This window comes from Paraburkholderia flagellata (assembly GCF_021390645.1).
Classification (GTDB): domain Bacteria; phylum Pseudomonadota; class Gammaproteobacteria; order Burkholderiales; family Burkholderiaceae; genus Paraburkholderia; species Paraburkholderia flagellata.
In genome coordinates this window covers 329,427-343,098 of record NZ_JAJEJT010000004.1, presented here as the reverse complement: position 1 = coordinate 343,098, position 13,672 = coordinate 329,427, and the positions used below count along the sequence as shown (strand labels likewise).

Sequence of the window (13,672 nt, the reverse complement as noted above, 5' to 3'; positions counted from 1 at the left end):
AGGCGGCCGTTTCGTCTTTCGGGCGCTGCAGTCGGAGCGATGAGGCCCTTTGCCGTCGCCTTCCGAGGTTCACGGCCGAGGTCCTGTCCAAATCCAAAGTTGGCGTCATGGTGAGAGGAATTCGTAATTGGGCCGACCTACGATATGACTCAGTTGTGCGCAGATGCCCGAGCCTGAGAGCCGCGGCAACCGTGTCCGTGCCGAACACCGGCCCGACATGCACCCTGTGCCGGACTGGAACTGAGCGATGCGTCGCGACAGCCGATCCGGCCCGGCCCGCGCAAGTCACATCCGGCTCCCGTCGCCACTTGTCGCTGTCGTCAATCTCGAAGGCCGCGTTGCGGCCGAAGCAGTGGGAGGTTCACATGAGCAACGCTGCACTCGGGACCCCGAACGTGCGGGGCGTCGACATGAAGCTTGAGGTCGTCGTCATCCCTGTTTCCGATGTCGATCGCTCCAAGCGCTTTTACGGCGGCTTGGGTTGGAGGCTCGACGCCGACTTTGCCTCCGACGATGGCTACTTCCGCGTAATCCAGTTCACGCCGCCCGGTTCCGGGTGTTCGGTCATCTTCGGCAAGAATGTCACAGCGGCTACACCCGGCTCCGCACAAGGGCTGTACCTGATCGTCTCCGACGTCGAGGCAGCTCGCAAGGAACTGCTGGGACGTGGGGTCGAGATGAGTGAAGTGTTTCACGATGCCGCTGGCGCGTACGCCGGCCCGGACGATCCCTATCTGTTCGGGCGAATCCGTATTAGCGGTCGGGACCCCGAGCAACGCAGCTATCGCACGTTCGCCTCGTTTAGCGATCCGGACGGCAATGGCTGGCTGTTCCAGGAACTCACGCACCGAGCGCCCGGTCGCCAGGATACAGACGCCACGACCTTCGCCTCTACAGCGGATCTCGCGGCGGCGCTCCGGCGGGCGGAAGCGGCGCACGGCGAGCACGAGAAGCGAACCGGCGGCCAACGCGACGAGAATTGGCCGGACTGGTACGCCGAGTACATGGCAAATGAGCAGGCAGGCAAGGCGTTGCCTTTGTGAGCTGGCGCGTCTGATTCTTCAACCGGCTCTTCTGCGCGGTAAAGGCCCCTGACGTGCAAGCTGGCGCGGTCCGAGACCGCTTGAACGCAGCGCCGGTCTACCCATCGCCTCAGGAGAAGCACCATGCCCGATTCTTCGCAACTCGACATCGACCGGACCAATCCGGGCCGGTGGACGGTCACCTTCAGCAACCCGCCGATCAACATGTTTGTGCCGGCAACGATCGATGAATTTGGAGAGCTAATGACCGACCTCGAGGCGGACCCGTCCGTGAAGGTCGTATTGTTTCAGTCGGCGAATCCTGATTTTTTCGTCGCCCATCTCGACGTAGCCAAGGCAGCCGAAAGACCTGAGGTGCTGGGCCTTTGGCGCGACTGCGTGCTGCGTCTCTCGTCAGCGCCGGTCGTGAGCATCGCCAAGATTCGCGGCCGCACGCGCGGCATCGGTAACGAGTTCGTGCTGGCCTGCGACATGCGTTTCGCCAGCCGGCAAAATGCGATATTCGGCAACCCGGAGGTCGGCGTCGGCCTGGTCCCTGCCGGCGGAGCGCTGGAATGGCTTCCGCGCCTGGTCGGCCGCTCGCGGGCACTTGAGATTGCCCTCAGCGCCGACGATTTCGACGCCGACGTCGCCGAACGCTATGGCTGGGTGAACCGCACGCTGGACGATGCCGACCTCGACTCTTTTGTCGATACGCTTGTCCGGCGTCTGGCCACATTCGACCGTGAAACACTCGGCGCGGCGAAAGCCCAAATCAATCGCTTTGGAGTGCCAACGGCTGCCGAACTCCAGTCGAGCATCGACCTGTTCTTCCCGGCCCTGGCCTCGCCAAGTGGGCAGGCCCGGCGCGCCAAGCTCCGGAACCTGGCCTACGGCGTGCCGAGCGACTTCGAAATGAACTTCGGCAGGTATCTGCCCACGCTTGGGCAGGCGGGCAACGATGACACGGAGCGGCCGCAGGCGGCGTCTCAGCGATCCGACATGCGAAAGGATGAGATATGAAGATCGAAGGTGCTGTTGTTTTCGTGACGGGCGCGAACCGCGGACTTGGCCTTGAGTTCGCGAAGCAGGCGCTCGAAAGAGGAGAGCGCAAGGTGTATGGGGGCGCGCGCAATCCGGCCAGCGTCGCGCTGCCGGGCGTCGTGCCCGTGAAGCTGGATGTGACCGATCCGGCGGCCGTGGCCGCTGCCGCCGACATGGCGCGCGACGTCACGCTTCTGATCAACAACGCGGGCATCGCTCGGCTTGGCAGCCTGACGGACGACGGCGCGCTAGACGCGTTGCGCGATCACTTCGAAACCAACGTGTTCGGCATGCTGTCGATGTCGCGGGCGTTCGCAGGCAACCTCGCCGGCAACGGCGGCGGCGCGATCCTGAACGTGCTGTCTGTGGCGAGCTGGATAAACCGGCCGATCCTCGCCGGTTACGGCGTGTCGAAGTCGGCCGCGTGGGCGGTGACCAACGGCCTGCGTCATTCGCTGCGCGAGCAGCACACGCAGGTGGTCGGGCTGCATGCAGGGTTTATCGATACGGATCTGACGCGCGGACTGGAAGTGCCGAAGGCGACGCCGGCAGAAGTCGTGCGTCAGGCATACGACGCGATCGAAGCCGGGGCGGAGGAAGTGTCCACCGACGACTTTACGCGGCAAGTGAAGGCCGGACTGTCGGCTGGCGTCTATCTGGACGCGCCGGCTCCGAACTGACGGCGCCTGAGTACCGGCGTACTGTGTTCTGCGTCGGCAATGCGCAGGAATGCTAACGGTGGCAGTATCGAGCGGCCCGGCGTCACCTTCCTGCATCAGCGAACTCACACTCTCAACCCACGTCCGCCACTCGCCCTGCGGTGTTTCGATGGCAGTTACCTGACGCTAGCGGTCATCGACGCTGCCCTGCTTACCTGCGTACAGTTCCGACTGCCTCGCGCGGCCTGGGCCTCTCTAATCAATAGATACGATCGTAGTACTTATAGAAATTGCGAACGTATATGGAAGTCTCCATGCCGATCTTCTCGGCGACGACGATCTCGACATTGTTGGACCATCTGTCCGGATCGAGCCGGAGTCTCAGTGCTTCATTGCGCATTCTGGCGATCTTTGATGGGCGAACAACTGCGCCGACCTGGAGGAAGGCAACTGTTGCCGCGAGTGGTACGCTAGTGAAACCATCGCGTATGACGACTTTCGTGGCTATTCGAGGACGGTTGGCTCATCTGGATACCGGAGTGGGCAGCGCCCGCGTCCCAGCTTCGTTCGCAGCGTCGCTGGACGGTCCCCAGCATTCCTTTCATGACCGACGGTTTGGTTTTTTGATGAAAGCCGCCCCCTGAAAGTCCGACGAAACGCGCGAGTGATCGATGAATAGTGGCCGCACACAGATCGTGCCCATGGCTCTCGCATCTGGCAGTACCGGGGGGCGGCCCAAGGCCTCCATGGCTCGGGCGTTTTCCTGAAACTTACGACGACGGCGCCGGCCGGTGGCGCAATGCACTGGCAGCAGAACGCCCTCGATGCCTACGGCAGGGCTCACCGTGAATACTACGACTTCCGTTCCACTGGACCGCGGGTACCTGTTCGCCGAAGACGGAATCGGCCGGCAGATCGACGCGGCGAAGGCAATCGAGTGGCTCAAGCGCGACGAAAACCCGCCCGCGGAATTCGTATGGCTGCATTTTCACGACGTTCCGAGCGCGCTCGAAGGCTGGCCCCCGCAACTCGCCGAGGTTCCCGCAGCGTTGAGCGAAATCGTGCGAGAAGGTTATCGCTCCACACGCATCGTGCCCGCACATCAGCACTTCATCGCCGTGCTGAACGACGTCGACTATGACATGAAGCGCAAGCGGCGGCTCGAGGTCGCGACTCTCTGGGTGAGCGCAGATGCACGCTGCCTGCTGAGCGTGCGCACTATCCCGCTTCGCTCGATTGAGCAGTTGCGCCGCGAGGTGCAATCGGGACACCCATTTCACAGTCCGATGGCGCTCTTGATCCATTTGCTGCAACAACAGGCTCAGGTGATGTTCGGCATTGGGCGCAGCGCCGTACAAGGCGCCAACGACGCCGAGGATGCGCTCTTTACCGGCAAGCTGCCGAAAGGCTCGAGCCTGGCCGCGATCCATCGCGACCTCGTGCGGCTGCGCCGCCTGCTTACGCCGGAACCCGCGGCGCTCTTTCGACTCGTCAGCCGTCCGCCTGACTGGCTGCGGGAGGAAGATGTGCAATCGCTGCGTGAGTGCGCGGAGCAGTTCTCGCTCGAGCTGCGCGACACCACCGCTATCGAGGAACATATCCGGCTTCTGCAGGAGGAGATCGACAGCAAGGTCGTCGAGCACACGAACCGAAGCGTCCTGATCCTGACGTCGGTCACGGTGATCGCATTGCCGATCACCCTGATTTCGGGCCTCTTTGGCATGAATATCGGCGGCCTCCCTTTGAGCTCCAATGCGCATGGCTTCTGGGTGGTCCTGCCGTTGGCGTTGCTGCTGACCTGCCTCGCCGGCTGGCTCATTGCCCGCCTGACGCGCGACTGAGGGCGCGAAACGCTTCAGGTCTTCTGCGACGAGAGATCGAGAAGATGAACACGCAGTAGTCGCGATGAGGGAGTGTCTCGATCGAACAGCTTGGCATTTAATGAATCGTATCGCCTTTGCGCCAGCGGTCCCACATCAACGCCTTCTGGGTGTGTTGCATCGACTGGTTGAATCCACCGCCATGAGCGGAAAACTCGACCGCGCGCCTCGAATCGCGACAAGTTTGGGAAGCACGTAAAAGCCGCCCAATCAAACCGCGATATTCAAGAATTCGCTCGCTGCATCAATAAAAGAAGATTTGTCGGCAAGTTGCTCCGATCCTGATTGCAGGCTACGGGGCGCAGTTGTGCAGGTTTGAGTCGGTCCGCATATAGCACGCAATATTGCCGAACCTATTACATTTGGAATTTCACCTGGGGTACTCATGACAAACAAAGTCTTGCTGATTCCCACACCGACGGCGGCAATTCGTGCGTCAGGACTGTCACGCATCGAGTTCGCTGATGGTTATTCCGTTCAGGCAGTTCGAACCTACGTCGACGCCGAACAAGCAGCGCGCGCCGTGTTCGCCGATCCGCCAAACATGGTCCGATGTCTGATGGCCTTGCGTAACGAAATCATGGCGCCGTTCGGACTAGAGGCAAGTATTGACTTCAGCGATCGCGGGCTGGGGAAAATTGACGTGTTTCCGATTATTTGAAGTACGAACGCTGAAGTCGTCGTCGGTGGTGACGACAAGCATCTGGATTTTCGGATCTGGATAAGTATTCAACCGAGTGCGAAGGGATCGGAAGTGACGATTTCAACCTTGGTCAAAATCAACAATCTCCTTGGAAGACTCTACCTGTTTGCCATCATGCCGTTTCATAAGCTCCTGTCGCGCTCTCTGCTACAACTGGCGGTCAACCGGCGCGACAACGCGTCTGCGGAAGCCAGGTAGGTCGCGCGCAGAGCGTAGCCTGCGCCCGCGTCCAGCGTTGAGCGATGGATACCCTGAATTCGGCAGATACGTACATTCCGGTGAAATACCACAGGAGGGAACATTTCTGAGCGCAACAGTAAGCTCCATGGGTGCTGGCGCCTGATTTCTTTTGATACTGAGCTTCAGGATTACATGAGATATGTCGGTGACGAGGGCGGGCTGGCGATGGACGCCCATTGGCCAAGCCACGCCCCTTCCCCTTTGGTAACGGGAGTGCAAAAAAGCAGCGTCAACCCCACCTGACACGGTCCCAACCGTGTCGCACGGCAGCCTTGATTCGATCCCACCGACTTTCCGGATAGGAGGATTCCCAGGTTTCGCGAACACCGGGCTCAGCCTTGCTCCAGTCCGAACCGCGATACCGCTCCTCTTGCCCGAGCGTGGCTCCATGCGTGTAGGCCCGGCGATACTCGTCGTATGATGCGCCCGAGCTTGCGAAGTGAGCGTCATAGTTCCTGCGCATCTCCCTTTCGTGGGCTTCGTCCTGGGGCATTCCCAGATTAGGGTCGCCCGCGTAGCCTGTTCCAGGCGGCGGTTCAGCTTTCGCTGCACTCGCGTTGCCTGCGAACGAGTGCGCTGCGCGCGATTTCAGATTTTCATCCTGGGGGGCATGTGTGGCCCCGACGTCTGTTGCACTGGGTTCCCGCGACGCTGGTTGGCCCCACGGACTCGATCCGTGCTGCTGCGTGCGGCCTTTTACCTGCTGCGCCTTGTCAACCGCATTCGGATCTGTCGAAGCAGAGGCTCCGCCATGCAACCCGGCGTCTGCTCCGGCAGAAGCATGGCCAGTGGATGTCGTGTGCGCATTTGAAGCCGCTGGCGCGGTGCGTACAGCAGCGGCCTCTTGCGCTCGGTGAAGCGAGGGCGCAGGATTTGCACTCCTCTCGCCGTAGACGCGCTTTTCGTTGTGCTCGCTGGTCGACGTCTCGTTTTTTGGGAACCCGTCGCCGGAAGTTGCATCATCCTGTTGACCGGGTGTTTTTGCGTCCACAGGTCTGTTGCGCCAATCGTTGGCGCGCTCCTCAATGTCCGCGGCACCCGCCCGGCGCATCAGATCGAGAGTCATGTCGATCTGCGGTTCGGAAACGTCAGCGCTAACAATCGTGCCCCCGCGGCGGACGAACTGCCGGTAGTCATCGGCCTGCGGCGGATACTCCCCGGGCTTGAAAAGCCGCGCAAACAATTGTTCGAGTCGATCGAACATCGCCTTGTGATGGCGGACCTCCCCACCACCCGGTGCGTAGACACGCGGCCCCTTTTCGACCGGCGCGTCGGCGCTCGTCGAGTAGACAGCAACATCTGTTTGCGGTACGCCTGCTCCGCCAAGTGCCACTTGCGCTGAATATGCCTCTGCGTAGCTGTCAAATACGCCTATCACTATCTGTCTCATGATAGCCTCCCTCGCAAATCAACGAGGCGCTCTCACCATTGGCGAGGCGCGCAATACGCGTGCCTATCCCGTCCTGACTGTGTTGTGCTCTGTGCGGGGCGGCTCGAACTACAACGCGGACGAGTCCGCGCAGCAATGGACATGTTTGTCGTTTATTGGGTTAGATCCGGCCGCCCAACAAGCGAACCGTTGCTAGCGAGCTTACCCCAGCCGGCGAATGATTTTTTTTACGACACGATGCGGACATCAGCCGACGTCGGTTGGTACTCGCGCCCGGATGTCCGACGTCGGCCGGGCCTTGAGCTTCAGGTAAAAATCCGAAGACCAGCTTGAAAATCACTCCAACGCGCCGCCCCAAAATACGAAGCGGGAGCCGGCTCGACGCCGCTCCCGCCAGATCACTTCGTTGTGCTCAAAAGCACCGCGCGCGCCGCCGCAGCGACGCTCAGCTCATGTGCAAACCGCCATTGAGCGAGAAGTCCGCGCCGGTCGAAAAGCCTGCTTCGTCGGATGCGAGCCACGCTACGATCGAGGCGATTTCCATCGGTTCGCCGAGGCGCCGAACCGGAATGCTGTCGACGATCTTCGAGAGCACTTCGGGCTTCACCGCCTTGACCATGTCCGTGCCGATATAGCCGGGCGAAACAGTATTGACCGTCACACCCTTGGTCGCCACTTCCTGCGCGAGCGCCATGGTGAAACCGTGAATGCCGGCCTTGGCCGTGGAGTAATTCGTCTGACCGAACTGGCCTTTCTGCCCGTTCACTGACGAAATGTTGATCACCCGCCCGAAGCCCCGCTCGATCATGCCGTCGATCACCTGCTTCGTCACGTTGAAGAGGCTCGTGAGGTTGGTATCCATCACGGCGGTCCAGTCTTCGTGCGTCATCTTGCGGAAGACGACGTCGCGCGTGATGCCCGCGTTGTTGACCAGAATGTCGATCTCGCCGACATCCTTCTTCACCTTCTCGAACGCGGCAGCCGTGGAGTCCCAGTCGGCCACGTTGCCTTCGGACGCGATGAAATCGTAGCCCAGCGCCTTCTGCTCGCCGAGCCAGCGCGTTTTGCGCTGCGAGTTCGGGCCGCAGCCCGCGACCACCGTGTAGCCATCCTTGTGCAGACGCTGGCAGATGGCCGTTCCGATGCCGCCCATGCCGCCGGTCACGTAGGCAATACGCTTTGCCATAGATCCTCCTTTTGCTTTAGGGGGTAGGTGAGTTGGGAAAGACTCTGGAGGATGGAGTCAGTTTGACGAGCGCCACCGAGCCGGGCGATGGGGACATACCCGTACAGGAAAACGCCTGCCACAACCATTCCGTAAGACAGGGTGTGCCGGCGTTGTCTCGATGCCGCCAGCGGACCGAACAAGCCTATCAGCGTCCTTTGGGGGACACAAGACGATCACGACGCCAGGCGTGGGCAAAAGCACACAATTACCTGGCATGCCTCAATAAATGCACGCGTAGTGATGTGGTTTGCATAAGAACACGGCCCGGCATCGAGCCGGGCCGCAAGCAGGCTGACTGCGAAGGCGTCAAAGGCCGGCGGCAAGGCGCTCGTTGCCGAATCCCTCGGGCAGGCCCGTCACATATTCAAGCCGCCCCACCGCTTCGAGCAGCGAGCGGCCGGCAATCGTGAGCGACAGCCGGCGGTGACCTTCCGTCCATTGCTCGAGCGCGACCAGCTGACGCTCGAGCAGCGTGTCCAGTTCCTGGCGATTCATGTCGATCTGGTCCGGCGAGTGGCGGACCAGCATCAGCGTGGCGAATTCCTTAGGGCTCAGCAACGTTGTCTCCCAGTAACTTTCATGCCGCAACCAGGGGCACAAGGCCGCATATATTCGAGGTTCAATGTGACACTGGCATGACTGTCACAATTTCGCGCCGGCGCTGTATTGATCCTGCATATCCGGCGTTGACGCCCTCTTTTCGGGTGGCAGCACGCGCGCCGGCATGAGCGCCACGCCGCATTCCTCCACGAGGTTGCGCAGCGAGTCGGGAAAGAGCGTGCCGGGGTCATCGGCAATGCCGGCGCCGTCGTCACGCAGCGACGCGCCGATGCCCACCACGATCGTCGCGTCGGGCGCGCGCTCGCGCAGGCGCCGCACGAGATTGCGCAGGTACGGCGCCGACTCGGGCGCGTCGAGCGACACCACGCAGATGGCCGGCGAGCGCTCATCGATCATGGCCCCGCGCGTGGCGCGCACTTCGTCGTAGGTAGTGGCCGCACACGGAATATTGCGCCGCATGAGCAACTGGCCGACGATCGCCACCGCCACGTCGTCGAACGCGCCGCGTCCGGGCACGCAGAGCACCTCGCCCGCATCCGGCGAGAGCGTGAACTCGATCACTCTCGCGCCTTCGTCCGCGCCCCTGGAGGACTCGGCGGCCCGTTTCGCGCTCTCGTCTTCGGCTGCGGCGTGGCGCGAATCATCGACAGATTCGAGGTCCTCGACAATATCGAGCAGCGCCTGGTTGATGCGCTCAACCTGCTCGGCGGGCAGCACGCCGCGTATGGCGTCGTTGCGTGCGAAGCGCAGGCCCTCGAACACCACCTGCTCGTAATAGTCGATGAGCGGCATGGTCGTGAGCAGCCGGTCGGCCTGCAGCAGCGCCTCGTGCGGGTCGTCGGCGAGCAGGCGCTGGTAGCAGGTTTGCGCGGGTGTGAGCGCGGGCTGGTCGCCCAGCAGGATCGTGAGGAAATTCAGCCGGTCCACGTAGCGGCCCAGCGTGACGATGCACAGCGTGAGCGGCGTGGAAAGCACGAGCCCAACCGGCCCCCACAGCCAGCTCCAGAAAATCGCCGCCACGACCACGGCGAGCGGCGAGAGCCCCGAGCGCCGGCCATAGAGCATCGGCTCGGCGAACTGCCCCGCCACCACGTCCACGACGATGAAGAAGATCAGCGTCGAAACGCCCATGGTCCATTGCGGCTGCGTCGCCGCGGCGACGAGCGTCGCCATAATCGCGGCGATCCAGATGCCGATGTACGGCACGAAGCGCATGAGCGCCGCCACCGCGCCGAACAGCAGCGCGCCCGGCACGCCGATGCCCGCCAGCCCCAGCGCGATCACCCCGCCCACCGTGACGTTCACGCCGAGTTGCGCGACGAAGTAGCGCGAGAGCCGCTGCGAGGCGTCGTTGATGGCGGTCGTGGTGCGGTGCAGGTCGTCGGAGCCGAATACGCTGATGAGCCGGTCACGCAGATCCTCGCGCTGGAACAGGATGAAGATCGTGACCACGAGCACGATGAAGGTCGTTTCGAGCGGCGCGATAGCCGGGGCAAGCGCCTTTTGCGCGAGCGTAAGCGGTGTGGGCGCGGGATTATGGATCTCCACCGGCATGGGCTGCTGCGGCTGGTTGCGCGCCGCGCGCCCGCGCGGTTGCGGCGGCGCGGGCGGCGGTGTGGGCGTCACGCGCTGCAGCGCGGTGGCGGCGCGCGACATCAGCGAATCAGCGCGGCCCACCGTCTTTTCCTGCACCGTTTGCACTTTCTGCTCGATCTCCTCCTGGTACTGCGGCAGGGAGGCGGAAAGCTGATAGACCTGCGCGGCGATCAGCGCGCCCACGCCGGCGAGCGCGAGCACGGTGGAGAGCACCGCAACGAGGATGGCGAGGAACTGCGGCACATGAAAGCGCCGCAGCATGGTCACGAGCGGCGCCAGCAGAAAGCTCAGCAGCACCGAGAGCGTAATGGGAATCAGCACCGCGCGCCCGAAGTACAGGCCGCACACCACGACCACGCCGGTGATGACGGAGGCGAGGCTGTGCAGCGTGGGCGGGCTCGGCGGAAACACCCGGTTGCGTCTGCCCTGTGGCGGCAGCGGGAAATTCATGTCGGATCGGATCGGCAAAAAAGGGACATCGGGCCGCGCTAGCTCGGGCAAGCGCACGGCCCCTCTACACGCACGAGGCGCGCCTCAAAATGGTACTGCGCCCACGCGCGTCAGGCGCGGCCGTCCAGATTTTCGCAGGTCGCGGGCGCGAAGCACAAAAACGCGCGTCACTGCGTTTGCGTCTTGCCCGACACGAGTTCCTGATTTCGCGCGGCGAGGAACTGGATGAGCCCGTCCACGCCGCCCTGCTGGATCTTCTCGTTGAACTGCTGACGATAGGTCTGGATCAGCCACGCACCGAGCACGTTCAGGTCGTAAAGCCGCCAGCCCTGCGGCGTCTTGTACAAGCGGTAATCGATTTCAACGGGATTGCTGCTGGTCTGCGCAAGCGTGCGCACCACGACGTCAGTGTCGCCGGGCGAGTTGCGCATGGGCGGGTAGTCGATCTTCTGGTCGGGCTTGAGTTGCGCGATGGCGCCCGAGTAGAGATGGATCAGCAACAACTGGAACTGCTGCTCGATCTGCGTCTGCTGCTCGGGCGTGGCCGTGCGCCAGTGCGGCCCCATGGCGAGGCGCGTGGTGCGGCGAAAATCGACGTACGGAAGAATGTCGCGGTTGACGATGTCCTGGATGCGCGCAATGTCGTCGGGCGCGACGGACTTCGTGCGCACCTCGTCGAGCACCTGCTGCGTGGCGGTCTTGATGAGCGCCTGCGGGTCCGACTGGTCCACCTGGGCCGATTGAGCAAATGCCGCCGTGGCGGGCAGGAACGACAAACACCACGCAAGCAGCGCGGTCATGCGGAATAGCCTGGTCATCGATATCTCTGGGCAATGGCGGGAGGGGCGAGGCGGCGCAAAATCGATGAGCCGGCGACACCGGCTTCCCGGCGCGCGAGCGCCGCAAGCCGGACGCATCGCGCGAGCGCACGCCAGCGCTCAGTCTAGCGGGTCGGGCGCTGTCAGGTTGGATCGCTGTGCTGAACGTGCTGATCGTGCGGATCGCGCCGCTCGCGCATTCAAGCGGGGGGTGTGCGCCCACGCGCAGCGGACTCCGTGAGGAACGCCTCCAGTCCGAACAGCCAGGCAACACAAAACGAGAGGCGCGAAAGCACGGCCGGCATCGGGTCGCCGTCGCTGTCCTCGGCACCCTCCTCCGACGCGTTCTCGCCAGAAGCGGGCGCGCCGCCCAGCGGCGCGGACGTCGTCGACAGCGGCGATTGCTGGCGAGAAAGGGATTCGGGCTCCATGGCGACGGTGCTCCTCGGTGCTGACCGGATTGTGATTGGCGCAAGCTTTGAAGCAAGACGCATACCATCCGATGGTTCACGCCCCACCGCGCCCCGACAGCGCTAACGAATCCGTCGCGCAGCCTCCGCTCTGTAAAAACTACAAGCGCGTCACGGCAAAGCGGAGAACCGCGCACGCGCCAGGCCCAGCAGTCGTTGCACGAGCAAGCAGGCACGAAAAACGCATGCAGCCACACGCCCGCCCGTTCGCTCGCCTTGCACATTCGCGTAATCGATTCAATCACGGTTCAATTTTGGGATCGAATCGAAACGATGGTGTAAGGTTCAGCGGTTCGTCTCGACGACGACGAGGCGCGCCCCCATCGCTCAGGAGAAGCGCATGAACACACCGGAACAGGTTCGCCTTGCGGACATCCTCGGCCAGCATCGCGACACACTGCTCGCCGAATGGCTGCGCCTGCATCTGCCGATCGCGCTGCGCCGCGGCCTCGCGATGGAAGCGGAAATTCGCGAGCAGTTCTCCGCGTTCCTCAACATCTTTCTCGACACGCTGCCCAACACCGAAACCTTCGACTCGAGCCGCCCCGAGTGGGAGCCGGTGCGCGCGTTGCTGGCGGATATGTCGGCGCATCGCGCGCGTCAGGGCTACACGCCGGTCGAGACGGCCACCTTCGTGTTCTCGTTCAAGGAGCCGCTCTACGCGCGCCTGCGCGAGGCGTACTCGCACAACCCCGCCGAACTCGCTCAGGTGAGCTGGCAGTTGAATCTGCTGCTCGACGGCTTTGGCCTCTACACCACCGACGTCTTCCAGAAAAGCCGCGAAGGGATCATCGCGCGCCAGCAGGAAGAGTTGCTGGAGCTCTCCACACCTGTCGTGCAGCTTTGGGACGACATTCTCGCGCTGCCGCTCATCGGCACGCTCGACTCCGCGCGCACACAGGTCGTGATGGAGAGCCTGCTGCAGAAGATCGTCGACACGGGCGCGAGCCTCGCGATCATCGACATCACCGGCGTGCCCACCGTCGACACGCTCGTCGCGCAGCATCTGCTCAAGACCGTGGCCGCCGCGCGCCTGATGGGCGCGGACTGCATCATCAGCGGCATCCGTCCGCAGATCGCGCAGACCATCGTGCACCTGGGTGTCGATCTCACCAACGTCATCACCAAGTCCACGCTCGCCGACGCCTTCGTCATCGCGCTGCAGCGCATCGGCGCGACCATCACCACCCCGAAGGCCACGGCCTGAACGCCATTGACCGAACGACGCACGGGAGCCGCACACGATGGAACGCATTCCGATTCTGCGCCTCGGCGATTGCCTGATCGTCACGATCCAGGTGGACATGCACGACCGCCTCGCCATCACACTGCAGGACGACCTCACCGAGCGCATCGTGAAGGAGTCGGCCAAGGGCGTGCTGATCGACATCTCGGCGCTCGATGTGGTCGACTCGTTCATTGGCCGCATGATCAGCAACACGGCCGCCATGGCGATGGTGCTCGACGCCCAGACCGTGGTGGTAGGCATGCAGCCGTCGGTGGCGATCACGCTGGTCGAGCTCGGTCTGCCGCTTGCGGGCGTGCGCACCGCGCTGAACATCGAAAAGGGCATGGCGCTGCTCAAGCAGCGCCAGCTCCGTTAAGTCCCAT

13 protein-coding genes and 2 pseudogenes are annotated in these 13,672 nt (G+C 63.0%); 8 read left to right on the top strand and 7 right to left on the bottom strand.

Features of this window, described 5'->3' with window-relative positions:
* Positions 1 to 365 precede the first annotated feature (365 nt).
* From L0U83_RS32180 to L0U83_RS32170, 3 genes are all read left to right on the top strand, one after another.
* On the top strand, positions 366 to 1,043 hold the full coding sequence (locus L0U83_RS32180) for a VOC family protein (protein ID WP_233888217.1): 678 nt from the start codon (positions 366 to 368) through the stop codon (positions 1,041 to 1,043).
* 123 nt (positions 1,044 to 1,166) lie between these two features.
* Complete coding sequence (locus tag L0U83_RS32175) at positions 1,167 to 2,045, top strand: enoyl-CoA hydratase/isomerase family protein (protein WP_233888216.1); 879 nt, start codon at positions 1,167 to 1,169, stop codon at positions 2,043 to 2,045.
* Complete coding sequence (locus tag L0U83_RS32170) at positions 2,042 to 2,746, top strand: SDR family oxidoreductase (protein ID WP_233888215.1); 705 nt, start codon at positions 2,042 to 2,044, stop codon at positions 2,744 to 2,746. Before L0U83_RS32175 ends, L0U83_RS32170 begins: the two co-directional genes overlap by 4 nt.
* A 155-nt stretch (positions 2,747 to 2,901) precedes the next feature.
* On the opposite strand, the pseudogene L0U83_RS32165 reads toward L0U83_RS32170, so the two are convergent.
* A pseudogene (locus tag L0U83_RS32165) lies at positions 2,902 to 3,143 on the bottom strand (hypothetical protein); the annotation flags it as partial.
* Positions 3,144 to 3,570: 427 nt separating this feature from the next.
* Here L0U83_RS32165 and L0U83_RS32160 point away from each other — a divergent pair.
* The 3 genes and pseudogenes from L0U83_RS32160 to L0U83_RS40950 form a co-directional block, all read left to right on the top strand.
* The gene (locus tag L0U83_RS32160) at positions 3,571 to 4,566 is read left to right on the top strand and encodes a CorA family divalent cation transporter (RefSeq protein ID WP_233888214.1); all 996 of its coding nucleotides are present in this window, start codon (positions 3,571 to 3,573) and stop codon (positions 4,564 to 4,566) included.
* A gap of 424 nt (positions 4,567 to 4,990) precedes the next feature.
* Positions 4,991 to 5,266, top strand: coding sequence for a DUF2867 domain-containing protein (locus tag L0U83_RS40955; protein WP_373321154.1), 276 nt, complete (start codon positions 4,991 to 4,993; stop codon positions 5,264 to 5,266).
* 18 nt (positions 5,267 to 5,284) lie between these two features.
* A pseudogene (locus tag L0U83_RS40950) lies at positions 5,285 to 5,506 on the top strand (DUF2867 domain-containing protein); the annotation flags it as partial.
* A 271-nt stretch (positions 5,507 to 5,777) separates the two neighbouring features.
* On the opposite strand, the gene L0U83_RS32150 reads toward L0U83_RS40950, so the two are convergent.
* The 6 genes from L0U83_RS32150 to L0U83_RS32125 form a co-directional block, all read right to left on the bottom strand.
* Positions 5,778 to 6,938 (bottom strand): hypothetical protein, encoded by a 1,161-nt coding sequence (locus L0U83_RS32150; RefSeq protein WP_233888213.1) that lies wholly within the window; start codon positions 6,936 to 6,938, stop codon positions 5,778 to 5,780.
* A 445-nt stretch (positions 6,939 to 7,383) separates the two neighbouring features.
* Positions 7,384 to 8,124 (bottom strand): 3-ketoacyl-ACP reductase, encoded by a 741-nt coding sequence (locus tag L0U83_RS32145; protein WP_233888212.1) that lies wholly within the window; start codon positions 8,122 to 8,124, stop codon positions 7,384 to 7,386.
* Between the two features lie 348 nt (positions 8,125 to 8,472).
* Complete coding sequence (locus L0U83_RS32140) at positions 8,473 to 8,724, bottom strand: hypothetical protein (protein ID WP_165979300.1); 252 nt, start codon at positions 8,722 to 8,724, stop codon at positions 8,473 to 8,475.
* Positions 8,725 to 8,808: 84 nt separating this feature from the next.
* Entirely contained in the window at positions 8,809 to 10,773 is a 1,965-nt protein-coding gene (locus L0U83_RS32135) for an AI-2E family transporter (RefSeq protein ID WP_233888211.1), read from the bottom strand.
* 167 nt (positions 10,774 to 10,940) lie between these two features.
* Positions 10,941 to 11,573: an MlaC/ttg2D family ABC transporter substrate-binding protein gene (locus L0U83_RS32130; protein WP_373321181.1), complete on the bottom strand. Its 633-nt coding sequence runs from the start codon at positions 11,571 to 11,573 to the stop codon at positions 10,941 to 10,943.
* Between the two features lie 218 nt (positions 11,574 to 11,791).
* Entirely contained in the window at positions 11,792 to 12,022 is a 231-nt protein-coding gene (locus L0U83_RS32125) for a hypothetical protein (protein ID WP_233888209.1), read from the bottom strand.
* Between the two features lie 379 nt (positions 12,023 to 12,401).
* On the opposite strand from L0U83_RS32125, the gene L0U83_RS32120 reads away from it, so the two are divergent.
* The gene (locus L0U83_RS32120; protein WP_233888208.1) at positions 12,402 to 13,268 is read left to right on the top strand and encodes an STAS domain-containing protein; all 867 of its coding nucleotides are present in this window, start codon (positions 12,402 to 12,404) and stop codon (positions 13,266 to 13,268) included.
* A 37-nt stretch (positions 13,269 to 13,305) separates the two neighbouring features.
* Positions 13,306 to 13,665: an STAS domain-containing protein gene (locus L0U83_RS32115; protein WP_233888207.1), complete on the top strand. Its 360-nt coding sequence runs from the start codon at positions 13,306 to 13,308 to the stop codon at positions 13,663 to 13,665.
* Positions 13,666 to 13,672 lie beyond the last annotated feature (7 nt).